Here is a 23827-nt window from a genome sequence, read left to right on the forward strand (position 1 = left end):
GGCGCTCATCGGTGCTGGAAGTGAGGGGGGCGCTTCTCGCGGAAGGCGGCCATCCCCTCCTTCTGGTCTGCGGTGTCGAACAGCGAGGCGAAGGTCTCCTTCTCGACGGCGAGTCCCGCCTCGAGAGTGGTCTCCATCGCGGCATCCAGCGTCTTCTTGGCCGCGTACAGCGACGGCAGCGACTTGGACGCGATGGTGTCGGCGAGCTTCGTCGCCTCGTCCAGCAGATCGGATGCCGGCACCACTCGCGACACGAGACCGATCCGCTCCGCCTCGTCGGCCTTGACGAGCCGACCCGACAGGATCAGCTCGGCGGCCTTGTAGTAGCCCACCGCGCGGATGAGCCGCTGCGTGCCGCCCATGCCCGGCACGACGCCGAGGTTGATCTCGGGCTGGCCGAACACGGCGTTGTCGCCGGCGAGGATGATGTCGCACATCATCGCCAGCTCGCACCCGCCGCCCAGGGCGTAGCCGCTGACGGCGGCGATCACGGGCGTGCGGACGGCGGCGAAGCGCGTCCACGCGCCGAAGTGGTCGGTCTCGAGCATCTCGGAGCCGGTCTTCGACTCCATCTCCTTGATGTCGGCGCCCGCGGCGAAGGCCTTCTCGGAGCCCGTCACGACGATCGCGCCGATGCCGTCATCCGCATCGAAGGCGGATGCCGCATCCGCGACCTCCCGGGAGACCTGGCTGTTCAGAGCGTTCAGCGCCTGCGGCCTGTTGAGGGTGATCCAGCCCACCCGTCCTCGTTGTTCGACGAGGATCGTCTCGTACTCGGCCATGTATGTGCCACTCCCCTCCAGCCGCAACGCTGCGGCCCCTCCAGTATCCCAGGTCGATGGCTATCGGGTTCCTGAGCGTTCATGATGGATCAGGATGCGACCACGTGCCGGGAGCCCCCTCGCGGGTCTCGAATCGCTGACTCACCCGCAGCGAGGCAGCCATTCGCGACCCGCGAAAGGCAGTCAGGACCCGTGCAGCTTCAGACCTCGCCCGCGCGGATGTCGGTGATGATCCCGGAGAAATCCCGGCCGGCACCCTCGCCGGCGGCGAAGGCCGCGTAGATCTGCTGCGCCAGGCGGCCCATCTGCGCGTCGGTGGAGGTCTGCTCGATGGCCTGCAGCGCCAGCCCCAGGTCCTTGGCCATCAGGGCTCCCGCGAACCCGGGCTGATAGTCGCGGTTGGCGGGACTCCCGGGCACAGGTCCTGGCACAGGGCAGTTGGTGGTCAGCGCCCAGCACTGCCCGGAGGCCTGCGAGACCACGTCGTACATGGCCTGGTGCTCGAGCCCGAGCCTCTCAGCCAGCACGAACGCCTCGGCCACCGCGATCTGCGAGATGCCCAGGATCATGTTGTTGCAGACCTTCGCGGCCTGTCCGAGGCCCGGCCCGCCGCAGTGCACGATGCGCTTGCCCATCACATCCAGCAGCGGCTTTGCCGCCTCGAAGTCCTCGTCGGACCCGCCCACCATGAAGGCCAGCGTGCCGGCCTCCGCGCCGACCACGCCGCCGGAGACGGGGGCGTCGATGTTGCGGTGCCCGGCGTCGATGGCCAGCTGATGCGCGGTGCGCGCCTCATCGACGGCGATGGTCGAGGACTCGATGAACAGCGTGCCGGGGGCGGCCGCCGCCAGCAGCTCGTCCTGGTAGGCGGCGATCACGTGCCTGCCCGCCGGGAACATCGTGATGACCACGTCGGCACCGTGCACGGCATCCGCTCCGCTGGACGCGACGGGGATGCCGGCGGCCTTCGCCGCCTCGACAGCGGCGGGCACCAGGTCGAAGCCGTGCACCTCATGGCCGGCCTTCACGAGGTTGACGGCCATGGGCAGGCCCATGTGGCCGAGCCCCAGGAACGCGATGCGGGTCATGACGCACCGCCGCGCTGCTGGGTGGCCGAACCCGATGGGCGCAGCATCTCGCGCCCGACGATGAGTCGCATGATCTCGTTCGTCCCTTCCAGGATCTGGTGCACGCGCAGATCGCGCACGACCTTCTCGACCCCGTAGTCCTGAAGGTACCCGTAGCCGCCGTGCAGCTGAAGGGCCTTGTTGGCGATGTCGAATCCGGCATCCGTCGCGAAGCGCTTCGCCATGGCGCAGCGCATCGTGGCATCCGGGTCCTTCTCGTCGACGGCCTGCGCGCCGTCGCGCACCATCAGGCGCGCGGCCTGCAGTTCCGTGCGCATGTCGGCGATGGTGAACAGCACCGACTGCATCTCGGCGAGCGCCTCGCCGAACGCGACGCGCTCGTGCACGTACTTCACGGCCGCGTCCAGCGCCCAGGCGGCGCCGCCCAGCGAGCAGGCGGCGATGTTGAGCCGCCCGCCGTTGAGGGCGGACATGGCGATGGCGAAGCCGCGGCCCTCGTCGCCGAGCATGGCGGATGCCGGCACCCGCACGCCGTCGAGGATCACCTGGCGCGTGGGCTGGGCGTGCCAGCCCATCTTCTTCTCGAGCGCGCCGAAGCTCAGCCCCGCGGCGTCGCCGGGGACGAGGAACGAGCTGATGCCGCGCGCACCCGATCCGGGGCCGCCGGTGCGAGCCATCACCACGTACACGCCGGCCTCGCCGCCGCCGGAGATGAACTGCTTCACGCCTGTGAGCACGAAATCGTCGCCGTCGCGGACGGCGCTGGTGGCGATGTTCGCGGCATCCGATCCCGCCCCCGGCTCGGTCAGGCAGTATCCGCCGAACTCGGCCATGCTGGTCAGCTTCGGCAGCCACTGGCCGCGCTGGGCGTCGTCGCCGTAGGTGTCGATCATCCACGCCACCATGTTGTGGATGGAGATGTAGGCGGCGACCGCCGGGTCGCCCTTGGCGAGCTCCTCGAAGATCGCGACGGTGTCGGTGCGGGAAAGGCCCGTGCCGCCGGACTCCTCCCGCACGTAGATGCCGCCCAGTCCCAGCTCGCCCGCACGGCGCAGGCTCTCGCGGGGGAAGACGTGCTTCTCGTCGCGCTCGATGGCGTACGGCGCCAGCTCGGCGTCGGCGAACTCGCGCACGGCGCCGAGGATGGCCTCGCGCTCCTCGGCGCTCACTCCGGTGCCGGTGACCATGGTCATCGGTGTCCCTCCCCCGTCGTTCCCGGCATCACGAAGCTGGCGCCTTCCTGCACGACGGTGCCGTCGCGCAGGTCGGAGGTCAGCCAGCGGCTGGTGACGGTCTTGGTCTTCGTGTAGAAGCGGAAGCCGTCAGCGCCGTGCTGGTTGAGATCGCCGAAGCCGGATGCCTTCCATCCGCCGAACGTGTAGAACGCGATCGGCACGGGGATCGGGATGTTCACCCCGACCATGCCGACGTTCACACGGGCCGCGAAGTCGCGGGCGGCGTCGCCGTCGCGGGTGAAGATGCCCACGCCGTTGCCGTAGGGGTTGTCGGAGACCAGAGCCAGCGCCTCCTCGTAGTCGGCGGCGCGAACGACCGAGAGCACGGGGCCGAAGATCTCCTCACGGTAGATCGACATGTCGACGGTGACGTGGTCGAACAGGGTCGGTCCGAGGTAGAAGCCGTTCTCGTAGCCTTCGACCACCAGACCGCGGCCGTCGGCGACAAGGGTCGCACCGGCATCCACGCCCTCCTGGATCAGGCCCTCCACGCGGGCCTTCGACGCGGCGGTGACCAGCGGGCCGTAGTCGACGCCCTCCCGAGTGCCGGGGCCGACCTTCAGACCCTTCACGCGCTCGGCGATCTTGGCGACCAGCGCGTCGGCGGTCTGCTCTCCGACGGGGACGGCCACCGAGATGGCCATGCAGCGCTCGCCGGCCGAGCCGAAGCCCGAGCCGATCAGCGCGTCGGCCACCTGGTCCAGGTCGGCGTCCGGCATGACCACGAGGTGGTTCTTCGCGCCGCCGAAGCACTGCGCGCGCTTGCCGTTGGCTGTGGCCGTGGCGTAGATGTACTCCGCGATAGGGGTGGAGCCGACGAACCCGACCGCCTGGATGCGCGGGTCGGTCAGCAGCGTGTCGACGGCCTCCTTGTCGCCGTGGACGACGTTGAGGATGCCTGCCGGCAGGCCGGCCTCGAGGAACAGTTCGGCCAGGCGGACGGGCACGGAGGGGTCGCGCTCGCTGGGCTTGAGCACGAACGCGTTTCCGCTGGCGAGTGCGGGGCCCGCCTTCCACAGCGGGATCATGGCGGGGAAGTTGAACGGGGTGATGCCGGCCACCACACCCAGCGGCTGGCGCATGGAGTACACGTCGATACCGGTGCCGGCCTCGGTGGAGTACTCGCCCTTGAGCATGTGCGGGGCGCCGATGCAGAACTCGATCACGTCGAGTCCGCGCAGCACGTCGCCCTTCGCGTCCTCGAAGGTCTTGCCGTGCTCGCTGGAGAGCAGCGTGGCCAGCTCGTCCATGTTCTGGTGCGCGAGCTCGACGAAGCGCATCATCACGCGCGCACGCTTCTGCGGGCTGGTGGCAGCCCAGGCCGGCTGCGCGGCCGCGGCGTTCTCGATGACCGCGCGGACCTCATCCGCGGATGCCAGTGGCACCCGCGCCTGCACCGCGCCGGTGCTGGGGTCGAAGACGTCGGCGACGCGCCCGCCGGTGGGTTCGAGCGTCTTTCCGCCTACGAAATGGGGGATGTAACGAGTCATTGTGCTGACACTCCTCTGCGCCTTCTTTGGCACTGTGTTCATGATAATCGGTGTCCAGTGCAAATACTAGGGCTTCCTACTATCTCCCAGGATAGACGCTCGTCCACCCCTGTCGCGCGCCTGCTGTGGACGATCGTCCAGTCTTCGCATGCACTCCTTCCTTTGAACGGGCTGTGCACGCTAGACATTTACTCGTGCGCCCGACCGGCGCACACCGATCGCAGCGACGCGGGACCCCTTCGCGCGCTGCGCGAACGGAGGATCAATGTCACATCCGAACACCCGCGCACGACGACGTGCCGCGGCCACGACATCAGCGTTCGCGCTGGTCGCCGCGGGCCTGGTGGCCGCAGGCCTGGGGCCCGCGTCAGCGGCCCCGGCCACAGCGGATGCCCCGACGGCACCCGCCACGATCGGCGCAGGCGAGTACTACATGAACTATGTGGCGCCGCGTGCCGAGAGCGCATTCGACCAGGCCGACGACTCGGCCATCGCCACGGTCAAGGGCAAGAAGGTCACCCCGTCTGCGGGCGCCGACGCCCTCGAGCGCGCCACCCAGACCGATCACAAGTACGCCCAGGGCAACCCGAAGGCCGCAGAGCAGCTGGCCAGGACCGAGGCGAAGGCGATCAAGACCGGCAAGAGCCCGAAGAACCTGAAGCACTCCACCAAGACGCAGCAGGCCAAGCTGCTGACGATCCTGGTCGAGTTCGACGGCACCGAGGACTTCAGCGACCTGCAGGTGCCGACCGCGTTCGGCGCGACCACCTGCAAGCCCGGTGACGTGCAGGGCCCGACCCTGCACAACAACATCCCGAACCCGGCGGACGCCGAGCACGCGGACAACAACACCATGTGGGTGCCCGACTTCTCCAGCGAGCACTTCAACAAGATGCTGTTCTCCGACGACGGCATCACCGAGCGCGTGCGCACGGACCTGACCGGCCCCGACGGCAAGCCCGGGTTCGACATCTCCGGCTACACCATGAAGAACATGTACGAGGAGATGTCCCGCGGCGCCTACACCCTCACCGGCGAGGCCACACCGTGGGTCAAGGTCAAGCACTCCGAGGCGTACTACGGCGCCACCGTGTGCCACAAGAACGACCAGGGCGTCTACGAGGCCGGCCCCATGCAGGACATGCAGGGCCACCCGGACAACCCGCTCGGTCCCGGTCAGCTGCCCATCGACGCGGTCGCCGCGGTCGCCGCGCAGAACCCCGACTTCCCGTGGGCCGACTACGACATCGAGGATCAGGGCGACCGCGACGGCGACGGCAACGTGCACGAGCCCGACGGCGTGATCGACCACGTCGTGCTCGTGCACGCCGGTGAGGACAAGTCCGGTGGCGGCGGAGCCCAGGGCACCTACGCCATCTGGGCGCACTCCTCCGCTGTCGCGGGCGGTGCGACGATCCCGGGCACGAACCTGAAGATCTCGAACTACATCGTGCAGCCGGAGGACTCCGGTGTGGGCGTGTTCGCGCACGAGTACGGCCACGACCTGGGCCTGCCCGACCTGTACGACACCTCCAACGCCGGCAACTCCGACATCGACTTCTGGGACCTGATGAGCTCCGGCTCGCACTCCGGCCCCATCTTCCAGTCGATGCCGACTCACATGGGCCTCTGGGACAAGTGGGTGCTGGGCTGGGCCGATCCCGAGGTCGTGAACCCCGGCGACCATACATCCACGATCAAGGTCGGCCAGACCTCGCGCCCGAAGAAGGGCACGAAGGACGGCATCAAGGTGAACCTGCCCGACAAGAAGGTCGTGCTGGCGGAGCCGCACAGCGGCACGCAGATGTGGTACTCCGGCGCTGATCAGGACTGGGCCGACACCCGCCTGACCCGCACGATCGAGGACGTGCCCGCCGACGCGACGTTCTCGATGTGGAACAACTACGTGATCGAGGACGACTGGGACTTCGGCTTCATCGAGGTCTCGACCGACGGCGGCCAGACGTGGGCCGAGCAGCAGGTGCGCGACGACGCGGGAAACCTGGTCACCACCGGTGACGACTACTCCGACCCGAACGGCCGGATGAAGGACTTCGGCGGCAAGAAGTACGGCCTGACCGGAACCTCCGACGGCTGGCGCCACGACAACGTCGACCTGTCGGCGTACGCGGGGCAGAGCATTCAGCTGCGGCTGCGCCAGGCGACGGATGCCGCGTTCGAGGAGCGCAACTGGTTCTCGGACGACTTCGCGCTGATCAGTGCGGGGACGACCGTGTGGAGCGATGACGTCGAGTCCGGCGACAACGGCTGGACCTCGACCGACACGACCTTCACCGACACGTCCGGCGCCGGCTGGCACCGCGACAGCGGCACCAAGGTGACCGCGCAGTACTACCTGGTGGAGTGGCGCAACCTCGACGGCTTCGACGAGGGCCTGAAGTACGGCTACACCACGGTCTACAGCGCCGATGCCTGGAAGGTGGAGAAGGTTCCGTACAACGCACCCGGTGCGCTGGTCTGGTACCGCGATGCCGCGTACGGCGACACCAACCACGTGGCCTCGAACCTGACGAACCTGCCGAGCTACGGCGCGAAGGGCGGTCTGCTCCTGGTGGACAGCCACTTCGATCCGCTGCGCCGCACGGGCGCCGAGGCGGCACTGGACCCGTCCACGCTGAAGAACATCTCCAGCCGGGCCCAGTCCTCCAACGCGGCGTTCGGCCTGCAGCCGACGTACCAGTTCAAGGACTGCATGGTGGACGCGGACTACAACGAGGCGTGCACCACGCTCGCCCCGCAGGCGGCCGTCCCCACCTTCACCGATGACAAGGGCTGGGTCGCCGGCCTCGAGTTCCGCGACGGCTCGCTGTACAACCGCCTGCGCGACTCCTCCGTGGTCGTCCCCTCGGTGAACGGCGCGCCGTACACCACCCGCATCGTCAACCCCGATGGCTCGCCGGCGACGGACCTGTACGGTCTGGACTTCGGCGCCGGCATCACCGGCACCGGCAACCCCGCCGACTCCGGCGTGGGCTACGGCACCGTCATCACGGTGAAGAAGTCGATGCAGAACAACACGGCGGCGCTCATCACGGTGACGCCTCCGCGTCAGGGCTGAGCTCAGTCCCTCGAGGAGCGCCGGTCCCGACTTCGGTCGGGGCCGGCGCTTCATCGTGCAGGCGGCATGCGCGACTCTCAGAGGTAGTCGTCCGCATGCAGCTGACGCACGCCGCGTCCGTAGAGGGTGAACTGGGCGCGCAGGCGGATGCCGAGATCGGCGGCCTGCTCGGCCATGGCGCGCGCCCACGCCCGGTCGGCCTTGCGCACGGCATCCGCTCCGAGATGCTCCCAGACCAGCACGACCTCGGCGTGGCCGGTGGCCTCGAGCAGGGTGCCGATGCGCTGCATGAGCAGGTGGGAGTGCGCGACCTCGCCGAGCTCCTCGACGCGCACGGTGTCGAGCGGGTCCTCCGGGTACCCGGCCATGGGCAGCAGCGGATCGGCCAGGCATCCGCGGTCGTCGATGAAGAGCAGCCAGACCTGCCGCTGCGTGGCGCGCTGCAGCACCAGGTGGATCATGTCTCGCAGCTGGTCGTCGGTGTGCAGGACGCGGTCCCGCAGGGATTCCTCGGTGTTCATGCCGACCACCCTGGCCCGTGCGGGCGGGGCACCGAGGTCGAAAAAGGCGATTGTGGATGGATTCCGCGATTCTCCGGAATGTGCAGGAGGAGTGGATGCTGTGACGGATCACTGACGCCGCTCGATCATGCCGGCGTGTCGATGTCCGACACGCCGCGGCTGCACACGAGCGTCAGTGATCCGTCACGAGAGGCGCTCGAGGATGAGCGCGTTCGCCATGCCGTCGCGAGTCCCACCAATCGACACGCCAGGCCCGACCATGCAGGGGTCTACTCGCCCTTGTCCTTCTGATACTGCCGTTCCATCTGGACCTGCGTGTCGTGTCCAATGATCAGAAAATCACCGACAACCGTCGTTCCGTCGACAGCATAGACAGGAATCGTTCGATCGCTCGCGCCCTCATTCTCCTGCCAGCGGACAGCATCCTCTGGCGAGGTAAAAGATTCCATAGCCGTGGTTCCATCCGCTGCTTCCAACTCCGACTTCCTCACGAACCCTTCGACCCCGTTCTGAGCGATGACGGAAATCAGCTCAGGCTCTTCTCCCGGAGAAGTGGCTTGGCCCGCCGACCCGTAGGTCTGACCGTTCGCGTTCGTCGAGTAACGCTGCGCGACTGCAGAGGTGGATGGCTCGTCCGAGGAGCGGGCTTGCGGAGACAACGCACTGCTGACAATGAATCCAGCGGCTGTCATACCGACGACAACCAGCGTCATCGTCACAACCCTGAAAATCCGCGTCGCCATAAGCTGTTCAATCATGATTGCCCCCTAGAGATTCACGCTCGTCGTCTTGAACGTGTAGAAGCTCTGATAACCGCTACCCGTCCACGCTAGAGACACTCCCCATGACCACCAGGAATTGCTCGAGTAACGATTGCACGACCACGCACTTGCAAATGCATTTCCAGAGTTGAACACATTGTTTCCCTCACAGCTCATCGGCCCACTAGGTGCATACCCCGTGAAGAGCCGCCCCCGAGACCCAGATATGCCGGTCTGCGAGGTCGAGGTGTAAGTCTGGGTGTTCGCCTGAACAAAGGAAGAATTCACGGTCTGAACTAGAGCTTGGTTGGTCCAAGTCCACCCCGCAGCGGTATAGTGCCCCTCACTAGAAAAGCTGTAGGCCGCGCTGGCCGCCGACGGCGCCAATGCACCAAGCGCTCCCACGACGAAGCATGCGAGCGCAATACGACCCTTTCGTCCTTTTTTTGAAGTCGTGGACATCCGCATCATGTACCCCCTCGTACATCAGCTTCTATGTGGCATACGACCATACGCCCCGCCTAGCCGACTATCAAGAGGGGTCTGAATGTTCATTTCACTTCACATCACGGGCACTCGAGGAACACGAGCTCCTCACAGGACCGGCGCGACGTGTCAGAGGCGCTCCAGGATCAGCGCGTTGGCCATGCCGCCGCCCTCGCACATGGTCTGCAGGCCCAGCCGCCCGCCGGTGGCCTCGAGCTGGTCGAGCAGCGTGCCCAGCAGGCGGGTGCCCGAGGAGCCCAGCGCATGGCCGAGGGCGATGGCCCCGCCGCGCGGGTTGAGCCTGGCCGGGTCGGCGTGCAGTTCGCTCATCCACGCCAGCGGCACCGAGGCGAAGGCCTCGTTGACCTCGTAGGCGTCCAGGTCGTCGATCCCGAGCCCTGCTCGCTCCAGCACCCGCTGCGTGGCGGCGATGGGCCCGGTGAGCATGTACAGCGGATCGTCGCCCACCACGTCGAAGGCGCGGAAGCGGGCACGCGGGGTCAGCCCCAGCTGCTCGGCGCGGTCGGCGCTCATCATCAGCGCGGCGGAGGCCCCGTCGGTCAGCGGCGAGGAGTTGCCGGGCGTGATGCTCCACTGGATCTCGGGGAAGCGCTCGGCGTACTCATCCGTGCGGAAGGATGCCGGAAGGCCTGCGAGCTTCTCGACGGTCGTGCCCTCGCGGATGGTCTCGTCTGTGGTGGCGTCCGGCGCCTCGGGCACGGCCACGACCGTGCGGTCGAAGAAGCCGTCGTGCCAGGCCTGCGCAGAGCGCGCGTGCGATTCGGCGGCGAACGCATCCAGCGCCGTGCGGTCGAAGCCCCACTTGCGGGCGATGAGCTCGGCGCTCACGCCCTGGTTCACGAGGCCCTGCGGGTAGCGAGCGCGCAGCCGCGGCGACATGGGCGAGCCGCCGGATGCCGACGAGCCCAGCGGCACGCGGCTCATGGACTCCACTCCGCCGACGATCACGATGTCGTTCTCGCCCGCGGCGATGCCGGCCGCCGCGAAGTGCACGGCCTGCTGGCTGGAGCCGCACTGCCGGTCGATGGTGGTGCCGGGGATGTGCTCATCGAAGCCCGCGGCGAGCACCGCCTGCCGGGCGATGTTCATGGCCTGGTCGCCGACCTGGCTGACGCACCCCAGCATCACGTCATCGATCTGCCCGGACTCCAGTCCGTTGCGCTCGAGGATCGACTGCAGCATCCCCGCCGCGAGATCCACCGGATGCACGCCCGACAGCGCACCTCCGGGCTTGCCGCGGCCCACCACGGTGCGGACGACATCGACGACGACGGCTTCGCTGCTCATGACTCCATCATGACGCCTGGCGGGCACGCCCGCGCGGTAGAGACTCACACCATCCGGTAGTCGACGCCCAGCGCATCGTAGGTGCGCTTCGCGCGGCGGTCCCTGCTCAGCAGCGTCAGCCCATGATGCTGCGCCGTCGCGGCGACCACGGCGTCGTAGACCGCACCGCCCGAGATCCCGGCATCTGCGAACCGGAGGATTCCCGCCACGCGATCCTCCGCAGGCAGCCCCACGACATCCCACCGCAGCGACGTGAGAGCCGCACCGGCGGAGCGGGCATCGATGCGCATCCCCTCCGGAAGCCGAGTCAGCACGCTGTACGTCTCCGTGAGCACGTGGGCGCCGATGATGCTGACGTCCCGCAACGCGGCACGCGCCTGCTCGTGACCCTCGTGCCATGAGGCCAGGCCGGCGACGAGCACGCTCGTGTCGCACGTGATCGTCATCGACGCGTGCTCTCCAGCACGTGCCGCACAGCGTCGTCGTCGAGCGGCTCCGCGTTGCCACGAGGAACGATTCGCGGGAGCGCCTCCGAGGTGTCAACATCGACATCGACCGGCGCGTACTCGATCTGGATCCGGCCGTCGATGAAGTCCACGGTGAGCGGCGTCCCGGGGCGCAGCCCCATCGCGTCCCTCACCGGCTTGGGGATGACAAGTCGCCCCGCAGCATCGATGGTCGTTGACATGGCAGTGATTCTACCACTTCCATTACCATGCGGCTTCAGATCCCGCGGATGCTCCAGCTCGCGGCGTGCTCGGCACCCGGCTGCAGCACCACGAGGTCGGTGCCGGAGTTGAAGACGTCGGGCGGGCAGGTCATGGGCTCCACGGCCAGGCCGCGGCGGCTGGTGTCGGCATCCGGTGTGTCGGCGGTGTGCACCTGCACCCACGGGCACCCGGCATCCCACACCATCTCGACGCCGTCGCCCGACGCGCCGCGCAGCCGCACGGCGGCCGCACCCGCGGCATCCCGCGTCAACGCGGTGAAGGCGTGGTCGATGAACGTGTCGCCGATCACCCGCGGGGCGCGGAAGTCCCACTCGGGGTGCGCGTCGACGCTCTCGAGCGCGACCGGGCTGAGCCGGTCGGCCGTGACGGTGAGGACCTCGGATGCCGGCAGCTCGAGCTCCGTCTCATCGACATGCTCGTCGCCCGCGGTCAGGTACGGGTGCGGGCCGGTGCCCCACGGTGCAGCATCCGCACCGAGGTTGCGGCCGGTCACGCGCTGGTGCAGGCCGCGCGCGTCCAGCCGGTACTCCACCTGCACCTCGACGTGGAACGGATACCCGGCCTGCGGCACGACGACCGCGGCCAGCACGACGGCGTCGTCGGCGACCTCGCGCACCGCGAAGTCCAGCCAGCAGACCAGCCCGTGAAGCGCGTGCCCGCGCGCGGGCTCGGTCAGCGGCAGCTGGTGCTCCTCGCCCGCGAACGAATACCGGCCGTCGACCACCCGGTTCGGCCACGGCGCCAGTGTCGCTCCGCGGTACCCGGGTCGCACCTCGTCGGCATCGAAGGGCACGACCAGGTCGCGCCCGCGGAACCGCAGCGTGCGCAGCGAGGCGCCGATGCTCGCGATGTCGGCCTCGTAGTCGCCGGCGACGATGCGCAGCTGCCGTCCTGAACGGGGTTCGGTCACAGTCCCAGCCTCTCCAGATAGTCGTTCACGAACCGGCGCTCGGGATCGAGTTCGGTGCGCAGCGCGGCGAAGTCGTCCCACCGCGGATGCCGGCTGCGCACCTCCGCGTCGTCCATGGTGAACACCTTGCCCCAGTGCGGGCGGGCGGATGCCGGCAGTGCCTGCTCGATGACCGTCAGCAGCTCGCGCACGGCGGGCTCGTCGGGCTTCCACGTGAAGTGGATGCCGACGGCATCCGATCCGTGCGCCATGCTCAGCCACAGATCGTCGGCGGCGATGGTGCGGATCTCGGTGACCAGCAGCAGCGGGGCGATGCGGTCGGCCAGCGCGCGCACGGCCTGCAGCGCGGCCACGGCATCGCGTCGCGGCACCAGGTACTCGCTCTGCAGCTCCTCGCCGGCCGAGGGCGTGAACTCCAGGCGGAAGTGCGGCAGCCGCTGGAACCAGGGGCCGGGCACGCCGCCCTGATCCGTGCACGCCTCGGCGTCGACGCCGAGGATGGGATGCCGCTTCGCGTCGGCGGGGGCCGCTCCCAACCGGGCGGGCAGGTCTCCGGCGAGATCCTCGGCGCCGCGCTGCTTGATCCACAGCTGATCGGCCACGTCGGTGCGCTGCCAGGTCGTGAAGATGCTGACGCTCGTGCCCGCCGAGGTCACCGCATCCAGGTTCTCGAGGATGTCGTCCCAGCGCGGACGGTCGAAGACCCGCTGGGACACCTGGTAGGTGGGTTCCACATCCAGCACGACCTCGAGGATCGCGCCCAGCGCGCCCAGCGACACGACGGCGCCGGCGAAGCGCTCATCGCCGCGACGCAGGCGCAGCACCTCGCCGGATGCGGTGAGCAGCGTCAGCTCGTGCACGGCCGTGGCCAGCGAGCCGATGCCGTCGCCCGAGCCGTGCGTTCCGGTGGAGACGGCGCCGGCGACGGAGATGTGCGGCAGCGAGGCGAGGTTCGCCAGCGCCAGGCCCTCGGCCTCCAGCAGCGGGGCGATGTCGCCGTACCGCAGTGCACCCGAGACGCGCATGGCATCGCGTTCGGGGTTGATCTCGAACACCCGCGGCATCCGGTCCAGGGTGATCAGGGTGCCCGCGGTGTCGGCGATGTCGTTGAAGCAGTGCCTGGTGCCCAGCATCCGCACCGGGCCGCCGGCGCCGATCAGCGAGCGCACCTCGTCGAGCGTCGTCGGGTGGGCCACCTCGCCCCGGTAGCCGATGTTCCCCGCCCAGTTGCGCTCCGCACCCATCGGCGCCTCCTTCACAGATCTGACCGCTCAGCCGAGCGGATCCGACAGCAGTCTCTCCAGCGCCGCCTCGGCCGCGCCGATCAGCAGGCGGTCGGCGCCCAGCGCCGCCGATGCCAGCTCCAGGTGCTCGGCCGACGCGGCGAGCGCCCGCGCCCGCACCTCGTCGTCGAACCCCTGCTGGTCGAGGTCGCGCAGGCTGCCGAGGAACCCGCCCAGCACGATCATCGACGGGTTGAGCACGTTGACGGCGTTGCCGAGGGTGGCGGCGAGGATGCGGCGCTGGCGCGCAGCCTCGTCGGCGGCGTCACCTGGGCTCGCGAGGGCCGCCTCGAGCTCTGCGTCATCGGGTGCGTCCAGGCCGGCCGCGCGCACGAGACGGGCACGGTTGACCTCGTCCTCGAGCACTCCGCCGTCGGCGCGGCGGTCGGCGGCATCCGTGAGGCTCGCGGCGGTCTGCCCCCACTCGCCGGCGTACCCGCCCTCACCGCCGATGAGCTGCCCGTGCAGCACGAGCCCGCCGCCGATGCCGCTCGCGCCGCCGTTGAGGTACACGACGTCGGTGTGCTCGTGGGCGGCGCCGAACAGCCGCTCGGCGCGCACGCCCAGGGAGGCGTCGTTGCCGACCACCACCGGGGTGTCGAGAGCGGCGCGCAGCGGGCCCGCGATGTCGGCGTCGTTCCAGTGCAGGTGCGGGGCGAGGCGCACCAGGCCGTCGTCGGCGCGGACCAGGCCGGGCACGGCGATGCCGACGCCGACGATGCGGCAGCCCGCCAGTTCGCCCGCACGCCATTCCTGCACGGTGCGCGTGACGATGTCCACGACCTCGGCCACATCCGGATCGGAGGTGGCGATGCGGGCGCGCAGGCGCACGGCGCCGCCCAGCGACACCGCGCCGATCTCCACCGCGTCGATCTCGGGGTTCACGCCGATCGCGACCACATCCGGACTGGCCGCCACGATGGGCGATGGCCTGCCCACGCGGCGGGTCGGGTCGGGGTCGTGCTCGCGCACCAGCCCGGCGTCCACCAGGCTGGAGACCAGGTCCGACACCGTGGAGCGGTTCAGCCCGGTCTCGGCCGTGATGACCGCGCGCGAACGCGGCCCGCCGTGATGCACGAGCCTCAGCACCTCCGCGAGGTTGGTGCGCCGCACGCCCTCCGCGGTCGTGGCCCGTTCGTTCATCGTCCCAGGCTACCGATCCCCATGCGGGTCACCGGTTCATATGCCATTCGGGCGATGCGCACCTCACCGCGCGGCTCGGCGCCGTGGCTGGTGGCGTGCACGCCGATCCACAGGCCGAGGAACCCGCCGGTCGCGGCGGCATCGAGTTCGCGGCCGTCGGCGGTGACGACGGTGCGGCCGGCGTGCTCGAACAGGTACTCGAAGCCGCGCACCCGAAGGACCAGTTCGATCTCCTCGCCCGCCACCGGCGTCTGCGGTCCTTCCTCGCGGATCCCCGCCGCGACCCGCACCGCGCCGATCGCGCATCCATCCTCATGCCTGGTGACCTGCAGCAGCACGTGATCGCTCTCGGACTGCCGCACGACCAGTCCGGCGCTCTCGCCGACGGCGAGGTCCGCGACGTCCAGCACGCAGTGCACATCGAGGTCGGGATGCTGCTGACGGAAGCCGAGGAACGCGACCGCCGTGGCGTCCTTCAGCGTCGCCGCCCGCACCGGCATCCGCCAGGCGCCGCCGTCGATGCGGGCGATCTCGGTGGGCAGTGCGCGCGGGCTCGTCCAGCGCGGGTCCGCGGGCGGGATGTCGCCCGCGCGCCGATCGTCGGGCTGCCAGATGCCGGCATCCGGGATCCGATCCAACCACGGCGCGGGCACGGCATTCGGCACCCGGCCCTCGCCGGGCGCGAACACCGGCCAGCCGTCCTGCCACTCCACCGGGCACAGGAACGTCTCGCGGCCCAGCGGGTAGTGGATGCCGTCGTCCGCGCGCATGCCGAGCAGCACCGCCAGCCACGACCCGTCCGGCGCCTGCACGAGGTCGGCGTGCCCGACGCCCATCACCCCGGGGTGACGGCCCATGTGCCGGTGCGTGAGCACGGGATTGGCGGGATTCGACTCGTAGGGCCCGGTGATCTCCGCGGCTCTGGCGACGCTGACGGCGTGGTGGAACTCCGTGCCGCCCTCGGCGGCCATCAGCATCCACCCGTCGCCCGTGCGGTACAGGTGCGGTCCCTCCGCCCACACGGCGCCGCGCACGGCTCCGGTCCAGATCACGTGCTCGTCGCCGATCAGCCGCCGCTGCGCGGGCGAGTACTCGCGCACCCACACCTCGGTCTGCTGAGCCCACTCCGGATGCGCGGCGAGCCGGGTGCCGTGCATCCAGACCCGCCCGTCGTCGTCGAACGCCAGCGAGGGGTCGATGCCCTCTGCATCCAGCGGGATCGGGTCGCTCCACGGCCCTGCCGGGTCGGCGGACGTGACGAGGAAGTTCCCACCGCGGGCGGGATCGTCGCGGTCCACCAGTGTGCAGACCACCCAGAACAGGCCGAGCCCGTGCCGGATGGTCGGGGCGTACAGGCCGCCCGACGAGCCGATGCCGTCGAAGTCCAGCATCCCCGTCCTGTCGATGACGTGCCCGATCGTCTCCCAGTGCGCGAGGTCGCGCGAGCGCAGCACCGGCAGGCCCGGCAGGTATTCGAACGTGGACGTCACCAGGTAGTACCACTCCCCGACCCGGCAGATCGACGGGTCGGGATGACAGCCGGGCAGCACCGGGTTGGGGATGCTGCTCACTCGAACGACACCGTCACCACGCGGGCGTCGGCGCCGGTGACCTCGTGCACGTCGCCGGTCAGCAGCAGCGTCGCCGCCGGCGTGGCGATGCCGGGGATGATGTGCTGCTCTCGGGCCCGGTGGTTGGAGATGGCTCCGCCCGTGGTGTCGGAGAGATCGGATGCCTGCGCCTGCGCGCCGGCGTGCGACGCCGCCCACACCCTCACCTCGCCGGGTTCGACGACCTTCACCAGCCGACGGTCGGTGAACGTGAAGCGCGCGGCCGGCACGTCGAAGCGCACCCGCCTGCTCTCCCCCGGCGCCAGCTGCACGCGGGCGTAGCCCAGCAGCTGCGCGACCGGCCGCGTGACCGAGGCCACCGGGTCGTGGCCGTACAGCTGCACGACCTCGGCCGCCGCCACGTCGCCGGTGTTGCGCACGGTGACGGATGCCGTGAACCGGCCGTCAGTGGGGGCCTCCTGCTGCACGTCGAGTCCTTCGTACGCGAAGGTCGTGTACGACAGCCCGAACCCGAACGGCCGCAGGGGCGTCGGGTCGGCGGACGTGACGTCCGACGGCCCGCCCAGCGGCGGATGCAGGTAGCTGTAGGGCTGCGATCCCGACGAGCGGGGCAGGCTCACCGGCATCCGCCCCGACGGCGCAACTGCGCCGGTGAGCACCTCGGCGATGGCCTCGCCGCCGGCCTCGCCGGGGAAGAACGCCTGCAGCACCGCGGCGGGCTTCGGACCCTCGCCACCCAGCGCCCAGTCGATGGCGTAGGGGCGGCCGGTGACCAGCACCATCACGACCGAGGTGCCGGTGGCGACCAGCGCCTCGACCAGCTCGCGCTGCACACCGGGCAGGTCGAGCGACTCCACGTCGTTGCCCTCGCCGACCGTGCCGCGACCGAACAGGCCCGCCTGGTCGCCGACGACGACCACCGCGACCTCGGCATCCGACGCCGCGGCGATCGCCGCGTCGAAGCCGGAGCGGTCCTCGCCCTCCACCTGACAGCCCGCGACGTGCGCGATGACGGCATCCGGAAGGGCGTCCGCGAGCGCCTCGCGCACGGTGGGGATCGCGAAACCGGGCTCATAGCCGGGGTGGTGCGCGAGCACGTGGTTGGCGAACGAGTAGCAGCCCTGCAGCGCGGCTGCGCGGTCGGCGTTGGGGCCGATCAGCGCGATGCGGGTCGTCTGCGGGCGCAGCGGCAGGATGCCGTCATTGCCCAGCAGCACGAGGGACTCGGCCGCCAGCCGGCGGGCGACCTCGCGGTGCGCGGGGGTGTCCAGGTCGATGTCCGTCGGCGGCTCGCCCTCGAACGCGTCCTCGTCCAGCAGACCCAGCTGCTCCTTCTGCACGAGCACCCGGACGACAGCGCGGTCGAGGTACGACTCGTCCAGCAGTCCCGCCCGCACCCGGTCGACCAGGGGTACGAGGTACGCGTCTCCCGAGGGCAGCTCCACGTCGATGCCGGCGGTCAGAGCGAGCGCCGCCGCCTCGCCGCGGTCGGCGGCCACGGCGTGCATGACCTCCAGGAACGCCACCGCGAAGTAGTCGGCGACCACCACGCCGTCGAAGCCCAGCTGCCCGCGCAGCAGGTCGGTGAGCAGCGCGGGGTCGGAGGCCACCGGCACCCCGTCGATCTCGGCATAGCTGTTCATCACGCTGCGCACGCCCCCGTCGCGGATGGCCATCTCGAACGGCGGCAGGAACATGTCGGCCACCTCACGCGGCCCCGCCGAGACGGGCGCGTGGTTGCGGCCGGCGCGCGAGCCGGAGTAGCCGAGGAAGTGCTTGAGCGTGGCGTGCACGCCTGTGGACTGCAGGCCGCGCACGAACGCGGTGCCGACGGTGCCGACCAAGTACGGGTCCTCGCCGATGCACTCATCCACGCGGCCCCAGCGCGGATCGCGCACGACATCCAGCACCGGTGCCAGTCCCTGGTGGATGCCGAGCTGCCGCATGGAGACGCCGATCAGCGCCGCCATCTCGGCGACCAGGTCGGGGTCGAAGGAGGCGCCCCAGGCCAACGGAGTCGGGAAGGTGGCCGCCTTCCAGGCCGCCAGGCCGGTCAGGCACTCCTCGTGCACGAGCGCGGGGATGCCCAACCGGGTCTCGGTCTTCAGCCGGCGCTGCTCCTGCCACAGCCAGGCCGCGCGCTCGGCGGGTTCGACGGGGCGGGTGCCGTACACGCGGGTGTAGTGGCCGATCCCGTTCCGGGTGATCTCGGCGAGCGCGCCGGTGGCCTGGCCCGCGCCCATCTCGTTCTGCATGGGGGCGACGACCTCGCCGCCCTGGTCGATCCAGTAGCCCACCAGCTGCGCGGACTTCTCCTCCAGGGTCATCTGCGCGAGCAGCTCGCTCACGCGTGCGCTCACGGGTTCGTTCACCGCGTCGTTCACCCGTTCGGTCATGGCAGTGGACACGGCGCTCATCCCTTCACCGCCCCGGTCAGGCCGCCGACGATGCGGCGCTCGAACAGGCTGAAGAAGACCAGCGCGGGCAGCATGGACAGCGACGTGTAGGCCAGCACCCGGGCGGTGTCGACCGAGTACTGCGAGGCGAAGTTCTGCACTCCCAGCGGCAGGGTGAAAAGGCTCTCGTCGTTGAGGATGAACAGCGGCAGGATGTAGCCGTTCCAGGCGCCGACGAAGGCGAGGATGCCGACCGTGATCACGCCCGGCAGGCTCAACGGGATCACCATCCGCCAGAAGAAGCTCAGCCGGCTGGCGCCGTCGATGGACGCCGCCTCCTCCAGCTCCTTCGGGATGGCGCGCAGGAACGGCACCAGGATGATGATGGTCGTCGGCAGCGCGAAGGCGATCTGCGGCAGGATGATGCCGGCCAGGCTGTTCACCAGACCGAGGTTGCGGATGAGGATGTACAGCGGCGTGATGGCCACCGTCACCGGGAACATCAGGCCCGCGGCGAACAGCGCGTACATCGCGCCGCGGCCGACGAAGTCGTAGCGGGCGATCACGTAGCTCGCCATCACGCCGAGCACCACCGCCCCCGCGGTCGTGCCCACCGCGGAGATCGTCGAGTTCACCATGGCGGTCCAGAACTCCGAGCTCGCCAGCACATCGCCGTAGTTCCCCAGGCGCCAGGGCGAGGGGAAGCCGGACGGGTCGAGCGTGATCTGCGAGTTCGTGCGGAACCCGCCGATGATCACGTACAGCACGGGTGTGATGCAGATGGTGATCAGCACCAGTGCGATGAGGTAGACAGCGGGGCTGCCCCACTTCACCCCCGATTCGCGCACGCGACGGCTCCCGTTCGGGGCGATCGCCTGGATGGCGACGCGCGTGTTCAGACTCTCGGCGCTCACTTGCGCCTCCTTCCGCCGTCGCCGGTCAATGCGCCCTCGGTGTCCCGGCGCAGTACGAAGCGCTGATAGATGAGGGCCACGATGAGCGTGGTGATGAACAGCATCACCGCGACCGCGTTGCCGAACCCGTAGCTTCCGGCGAGATGGCCGTTCTGGTACATGTAGGTCGCCATCGTCGACGTACCAGCGGTCGAGGCGATGTACTGGCCCCAGATGATGTTGACGAGGTCGAAGAGCTGCAGCGATCCGATGATCGACAGGAACGCCCAGATGCGGATGGTCGGGCCCAGCAGCGGGACGGTGATGCTCCACTGGATCTTCCAGAAGCCGGCGCCGTCGATGGCGGCGGCCTCGTACAGCTCCTCGGGGATCGACTGCATGCCGGCCAGCATGAGGATCACGGCGAAGCCGAGGTACTTCCAGGTGATGATGATCATCAGCGAGCCCATCGCGATCGCAGGGTCCGCGATCCACGACTGCTGGAAGGCGCCGAGGCCCCACTTCTCGAGCAGCGAGTTGACGGCGCCGGCATCCTGCAGCATCAGGCTCCAGCCGATGCCGACGATCACCTCGGAGATCACGTAGGGCACGAAGATCAGGATCCGGATGATCGAGCGTCCGCGGATCTTCTGGTTCAGCAGCAGGGCGAACAGGATCGCGATGGGCCCCTGCAGCAGCAGCGAGAGGACCACGATGATGCCGTTGTGCAGGACGGCTGCGCGGAAGGTCTCGTCCTCCCACATCATCCGGTAGTTGTCGAGTCCGATGAACTCGGTGGGCCAGCCGAAGCCGTTCCACTTGAAGAAGCCGTAGAACGCGGCCATCGCCACCGGGAGGATGACGAAGCCGACGAACATGATCAGCGCGGGACCCGAGAGGAGCGCGATCTCGCCGCGCTTGCGCCAGTCGGGCCGCGGCGAGCGCCGGCCCGGAGCGGGCGCGGCCCCCGCTCCGGGGACGGCGTTCCTCCCAGGCACCGCCGGGGTGCGCCGGAGTGCCTGAGTGTCGTGCATGCTGCTGTCAGCCCCTCGCCTCGGCCTTGGTGACCGTGTCGACGAGCTTCTCCGGGCTGCCCTGGCCGGCGAGCATCTCGACGACGCTGGTATTCAGGGCGTTGCCGACGTTCTGCCCGAGCGCGGTGTCCAGCCACAGCGCCACGTACGGCGCCTTGGAGTACGCCTCCATCAGGGGCTTCAGCGACGGGTCGGTGACCGCGCCGGTGGCGTCCTGGTTGGCGGGGATGGTCTGGAACGCCACGGCGTACTTCTCCTGCCACTCCTTGGACGAGACGAAGTTGAGGAACTTCTCGCAGGAGGCCGGGGAGTCGGCCGAGCAGGAGTAGCCGTCGACGCCGCCCATCATGGCGCCGGTGCCGCCGTCACCGCCGGAGACCTCGGGGAACGGGAACCAGCCCAGGTCGGGCAGCGGCTTCTCGTCGGGCGTCAGGCTCGCGATCACGCCGACGTCCCACGCGCCCATCAGCTCCATGGCGGCCTTGTGGTTCGCCACGAGACCGGCCGAGGAGTTCGCGCCCTCCTGCGGCGATGTGGTCAGGAAGCCCTTGTTGAACGGCTGCGTGCCGGCGAAGTCCTGCAGGTTCTTCGCCGCTGTCAGCCAGCACGGGTCGCTGAAGTCGGCCTTGACGGCCAGGTTCTGGATGAGATCCTGTCCGCAGGCGCGCAGCGCGAAGAAGTAGTACCAGTGCGCAGCGGGCCAGGCCGCCTTGGCGCCGAGGGCGATCGGCTCGATGCCGGCGTCCTTCAGCTTGCCGACGGCCGCCTCGAGCTCGTCCATCGTCGTGGGCTCCGAGGTGATGCCGGCCTGCGTGAACAGGTCCTTGCTGTAGAAGAAGCCACCGGGGAGCACGGCGCTGGGCATGCCGTAGATCTTGCCGTCGACGGTGAAGGCGCTGAACGGCGCATCGCCGAAGGCCTTCTTCACATCGGGATCGACGAGCTTGGTGAGGTCCTTGACCTTGCCGGCCTTGACGATGTCGGCAAGCTTGCCGCCACCGCGGGCCATGAAGATGTCGGGCATGTCACCGGAGTTCACCGCGGTCTGCAGCTTGCCGTCCATGTCCTCGTTCTGGATGGAGGTGACCTTGATGGTCACATCCGGGTTCTCCTTCGTGAAGGCGGCAGCAGCGTCCTTCCAGTACTGCTTGCCAGGGCCCGTGGTGGAGTTGTGCCACATCGTGAGCGTGGTCTTGCCGCCATCACTGGGGCCGTCGGAGCTGCTCGAGCAGCCCGCGAGTCCGAGCATCCCCAGCGTCGCCACGGCCGCCACAGTGGCGACCCATGCCTTGCCGATCTTCATGCCGTGTCTCCTCTTCGAGTTCTCACCGGTCCCGGCCCCATTTGTTGCCGACTACACCGAATGTGCTTTCGGCCACTCTGACACGGGAGCGCTCCCAATGTCAATCGTTATCGATAACGTTTTCCATCATTAGGCTGGAAGTCATGAACCGCCGCCCGACCATCAACGATGTCGCCCACGCCGCCGGAGTCTCGGTCGCCACGGTGTCGAAGGCCGTCAACGGCCGCGATGGCGTCGCCCCCGCCACGCTCGCGCACGTCATGAGCGTGGTCGACGAGCTCGGCTACGCGAGCTCGCTGGTGGCGACATCCATGCGGCGCCGGCGCACCAACGTGATCGGCGTGCTGGTGGCGGAGTTCGAACCGTTCGCGCTGCAGCTGCTGCGCGGCGTCTCCACCGAGCTGCAGGGGACCCGGTTCGACGTGATGGCATATGCCGGCAGCGTCTCGGCCGGCGAGCACCGCGGCTGGGAGCGCCGCTCGCTCTCGCGGCTCGCCGGAACCCTGATCGACGGCGCCATCGTGGTCACCCCCACCTCCACGCCCGAGGCGGTGGTGCCGATCGTGGCCATCGACCCGCACGAGGGCCCTGACGGTCCCGCCACTGTGAGCGTCATCAACGTCGACGGTGCCAGGGCTGCCACCGAGCACCTCATCTCGCTGGGGCACCGCCGCATCGGGCACCTCCGCGGTCGCACCGACCTGATCTCCGCGCAGCAGCGCGAGCAGGGCTATCGCGAGGCGCTGGATGCCGCCGGCATCCCGTTCGATCCCGCGCTGATCGCCGACGGCGGATACCGCGCGGCCGATTCCACCGCCGGCGCGCACGCCCTGCTGGAGCGCGCGGACCGGCCCACCGCGATCTTCGCCGCCAACGACCTCTCCGCCATCGAGCTGCTGCGGGTGGCCGCCGAGCGCGGACTACGCGTGCCCGAGGACCTCTCGGTGATCGGCTTCGACGACATCTCCGAGGCCGCCTCCCACGTGCCCCAGCTGAGCACCGTGCGCCAGCCGCTGGCCGAGATGGGCGCCGCTGCGGTGCGGCTGCTGCTGCGAATGCTGGACGGCGGCGAGCGCGAGGACGTGCGGATGCCGGCCGAGCTGGTCGTGCGCGAGACGACGGCGCCGCCGCGCGGCTGAGGTCCAGCATCCGCTCACCCATTGCATCCGCTCGTCCGACTTGATATGTTCTGCACTACAACATTTCATCGACGTCGCTGAAGGCGGACCATCATGACTCTCACCCCCACCAAGGCCGACAGGTTCTCGTTCGGCCTGTGGACCATCGGCTACAACGGCACCGACCCCTTCGGCGGCCCCACCCGGCCCCAGCTCGACGTGGTGCACGCCGTCGAGAAGCTCGCCGAGCTCGGCGCGTACGGCCTGACCTTCCACGACGACGACCTGTTCGCCTTCGGATCCACGGATGCCGAGCGGCAGAAGCAGATCGACCGCCTCAAGGGCGCGCTGGCCGACACCGGCCTGATCGTGCCGATGGTGACCACCAACCTGTTCAGCGCCCCGGTCTTCAAGGACGGCGGCTTCACCTCCAACGACCGCCAGGTGCGTCGCTTCGCCCTGCGCAAGGTGCTGCGCCAGCTGGACCTGGGCGCGGAGCTCGGCGCCAAGACGTTCGTGATGTGGGGCGGGCGCGAGGGCGCCGAGTACGACTCCGCCAAGGACATCCGCGCGGCGCTGGAGCGCTACCGCGAGGCCGTCAACCTGCTCGGCGACTACGTCACCGACAAGGGCTACGACATCCGCTTCGCCATCGAGCCCAAGCCCAACGAGCCCCGCGGCGACATCCTGCTGCC

Annotated in this window: 20 protein-coding genes; 3 read left to right on the forward strand and 17 right to left on the reverse strand. The window is 69.4% G+C overall.

Annotation, left to right across the window (positions count from 1 at the left end; all coding sequences use genetic code 11):
- Positions 1 to 5: 5 nt before the first annotated feature.
- The 4 genes from Q0568_RS13680 to Q0568_RS13695 form a co-directional block, all read right to left on the reverse strand.
- A complete protein-coding gene (locus tag Q0568_RS13680; protein ID WP_298867404.1) occupies positions 6 to 782 on the reverse strand; it encodes an enoyl-CoA hydratase-related protein in 777 nt (258 codons plus the stop codon).
- A gap of 200 nt (positions 783 to 982) precedes the next feature.
- On the reverse strand, positions 983 to 1870 hold the full coding sequence (mmsB, locus tag Q0568_RS13685; RefSeq protein WP_298867406.1) for a 3-hydroxyisobutyrate dehydrogenase: 888 nt from the start codon (positions 1868 to 1870) through the stop codon (positions 983 to 985).
- A complete protein-coding gene (locus Q0568_RS13690; RefSeq protein ID WP_298867408.1) occupies positions 1867 to 3063 on the reverse strand; it encodes an acyl-CoA dehydrogenase family protein in 1197 nt (398 codons plus the stop codon). The genes mmsB and Q0568_RS13690 overlap by 4 nt, the downstream gene beginning before the upstream one ends.
- A complete protein-coding gene (locus Q0568_RS13695) occupies positions 3060 to 4595 on the reverse strand; it encodes a CoA-acylating methylmalonate-semialdehyde dehydrogenase (RefSeq protein ID WP_298867410.1) in 1536 nt (511 codons plus the stop codon). Before Q0568_RS13695 ends, Q0568_RS13690 begins: the two co-directional genes overlap by 4 nt.
- 265 nt (positions 4596 to 4860) lie before the next feature.
- On the opposite strand from Q0568_RS13695, the gene Q0568_RS13700 reads away from it, so the two are divergent.
- A complete protein-coding gene (locus tag Q0568_RS13700; protein ID WP_298867412.1) occupies positions 4861 to 7674 on the forward strand; it encodes an immune inhibitor A domain-containing protein in 2814 nt (937 codons plus the stop codon).
- A gap of 77 nt (positions 7675 to 7751) precedes the next feature.
- Here Q0568_RS13700 and Q0568_RS13705 read toward each other — a convergent pair whose 3' ends face one another.
- The 13 genes from Q0568_RS13705 to Q0568_RS13765 form a co-directional block, all read right to left on the reverse strand.
- Positions 7752 to 8195 carry a hypothetical protein gene (locus Q0568_RS13705; protein ID WP_298867414.1) on the reverse strand — a complete coding sequence of 148 codons (444 nt, stop codon included), beginning with the start codon at positions 8193 to 8195 and terminating at the stop codon, positions 7752 to 7754.
- A 269-nt stretch (positions 8196 to 8464) separates the two neighbouring features.
- On the reverse strand, positions 8465 to 8953 hold the full coding sequence (locus tag Q0568_RS13710) for a hypothetical protein (protein WP_298867416.1): 489 nt from the start codon (positions 8951 to 8953) through the stop codon (positions 8465 to 8467).
- Between the two features lie 618 nt (positions 8954 to 9571).
- Entirely contained in the window at positions 9572 to 10750 is a 1179-nt protein-coding gene (locus Q0568_RS13715) for a thiolase family protein (RefSeq protein WP_298867418.1), read from the reverse strand.
- Between the two features lie 44 nt (positions 10751 to 10794).
- Positions 10795 to 11196 carry a type II toxin-antitoxin system VapC family toxin gene (locus Q0568_RS13720; RefSeq protein ID WP_298867421.1) on the reverse strand — a complete coding sequence of 134 codons (402 nt, stop codon included), beginning with the start codon at positions 11194 to 11196 and terminating at the stop codon, positions 10795 to 10797.
- On the reverse strand, positions 11193 to 11438 hold the full coding sequence (locus Q0568_RS13725) for an AbrB/MazE/SpoVT family DNA-binding domain-containing protein (RefSeq protein ID WP_298867423.1): 246 nt from the start codon (positions 11436 to 11438) through the stop codon (positions 11193 to 11195). The genes Q0568_RS13720 and Q0568_RS13725 overlap by 4 nt, the downstream gene beginning before the upstream one ends.
- A gap of 35 nt (positions 11439 to 11473) precedes the next feature.
- Positions 11474 to 12391, reverse strand: coding sequence for an aldose 1-epimerase family protein (locus tag Q0568_RS13730; protein WP_298867424.1), 918 nt, complete (start codon positions 12389 to 12391; stop codon positions 11474 to 11476).
- The gene (locus Q0568_RS13735; protein ID WP_298867426.1) at positions 12388 to 13635 is read right to left on the reverse strand and encodes a D-arabinono-1,4-lactone oxidase; all 1248 of its coding nucleotides are present in this window, start codon (positions 13633 to 13635) and stop codon (positions 12388 to 12390) included. Before Q0568_RS13735 ends, Q0568_RS13730 begins: the two co-directional genes overlap by 4 nt.
- Positions 13636 to 13662: 27 nt before the next feature.
- The gene (locus Q0568_RS13740) at positions 13663 to 14817 is read right to left on the reverse strand and encodes an ROK family transcriptional regulator (protein WP_298867428.1); all 1155 of its coding nucleotides are present in this window, start codon (positions 14815 to 14817) and stop codon (positions 13663 to 13665) included.
- Positions 14814 to 16388, reverse strand: a complete 1575-nt coding sequence (locus Q0568_RS13745; RefSeq protein WP_298867430.1) for a glycoside hydrolase family 43 protein — start codon at positions 16386 to 16388, stop codon at positions 14814 to 14816. The genes Q0568_RS13740 and Q0568_RS13745 overlap by 4 nt, the downstream gene beginning before the upstream one ends.
- Positions 16385 to 18805 carry a glycoside hydrolase family 3 N-terminal domain-containing protein gene (locus Q0568_RS13750; RefSeq protein WP_298867431.1) on the reverse strand — a complete coding sequence of 807 codons (2421 nt, stop codon included), beginning with the start codon at positions 18803 to 18805 and terminating at the stop codon, positions 16385 to 16387. Before Q0568_RS13750 ends, Q0568_RS13745 begins: the two co-directional genes overlap by 4 nt.
- The gene (locus tag Q0568_RS13755; protein ID WP_298867442.1) at positions 18802 to 19665 is read right to left on the reverse strand and encodes a carbohydrate ABC transporter permease; all 864 of its coding nucleotides are present in this window, start codon (positions 19663 to 19665) and stop codon (positions 18802 to 18804) included. Before Q0568_RS13755 ends, Q0568_RS13750 begins: the two co-directional genes overlap by 4 nt.
- Positions 19666 to 19694: 29 nt before the next feature.
- Positions 19695 to 20711 carry a carbohydrate ABC transporter permease gene (locus Q0568_RS13760; protein WP_298867433.1) on the reverse strand — a complete coding sequence of 339 codons (1017 nt, stop codon included), beginning with the start codon at positions 20709 to 20711 and terminating at the stop codon, positions 19695 to 19697.
- Between the two features lie 7 nt (positions 20712 to 20718).
- Positions 20719 to 22014 (reverse strand): extracellular solute-binding protein, encoded by a 1296-nt coding sequence (locus Q0568_RS13765; RefSeq protein ID WP_298867436.1) that lies wholly within the window; start codon positions 22012 to 22014, stop codon positions 20719 to 20721.
- Between the two features lie 143 nt (positions 22015 to 22157).
- Here Q0568_RS13765 and Q0568_RS13770 point away from each other — a divergent pair, with 143 nt between their 5' ends.
- Both Q0568_RS13770 and Q0568_RS13775 read left to right on the forward strand, forming a co-directional pair.
- Positions 22158 to 23153 carry a LacI family DNA-binding transcriptional regulator gene (locus tag Q0568_RS13770; protein ID WP_298867438.1) on the forward strand — a complete coding sequence of 332 codons (996 nt, stop codon included), beginning with the start codon at positions 22158 to 22160 and terminating at the stop codon, positions 23151 to 23153.
- A 93-nt stretch (positions 23154 to 23246) separates the two neighbouring features.
- On the forward strand, positions 23247 to 23827 hold a 581-nt coding region (locus Q0568_RS13775; protein ID WP_298867440.1), incomplete at its 3' end, for a TIM barrel protein.

This window comes from uncultured Microbacterium sp., assembly GCF_937927635.1.
GTDB lineage: Bacteria > Actinomycetota > Actinomycetes > Actinomycetales > Microbacteriaceae > Microbacterium.